We start from the raw sequence: 447 nt of genomic DNA, 5'->3' as shown, positions 1-447 counted from the left end.
CCAGCTTGGCGTCCGTCACCGTCGTCGCGCCGGTCGCGGCCGTCTGGTCGCCGTTGACATACAGGCTGCCCGCGCTAACCGTGGTGCCGCCAGTGTAGGTATTGTTGGCGGTCAGGATGGTGGTGCCGTTGCCCTGCTGCGTGACCGATCCCGTGCCGCTGATGGCCCCGCCCAGCGTATAGGTATTGTTGCGATTGACAAGCAGGCTGCCGTTGTTGGTCACGTCGCCGACGATGCCGCCGGCCGTGGACCCGCCCGCGCCCGCGCCCAGCTGCAAAACGCCCGCCGTGATCGTGGTGCCGCCAGTGTAGGTATTGTTGGCGGTCAGGATCGTGGCGCCGTTGCCCAACTGTGTAACGCCACCCGAACCGCTGATCAGCCCGCCGAAGGTGTGGGTGTTGCCGCGATTGAAGGCCAGCGTGCCACTGTTGGCCACGTTGCCGCTGA

The 447-nt window shown here is 66.7% G+C and carries 1 protein-coding gene; it reads right to left on the bottom strand.

The window, feature by feature from the left end; genetic code table 11:
- Nucleotides 1–447, bottom strand: a 447-nt coding sequence (locus AC6LJ5_RS30345; RefSeq protein ID WP_498142456.1) for an autotransporter-associated beta strand repeat-containing protein, incomplete at both ends; no start/stop codon positions are given.

This window comes from Achromobacter sp. 1011791174, from assembly GCF_059760925.1.
The sequence above is the reverse complement of the archived record's forward strand: the minus strand, read 5'-3'. Positions and strand labels throughout refer to the sequence as shown.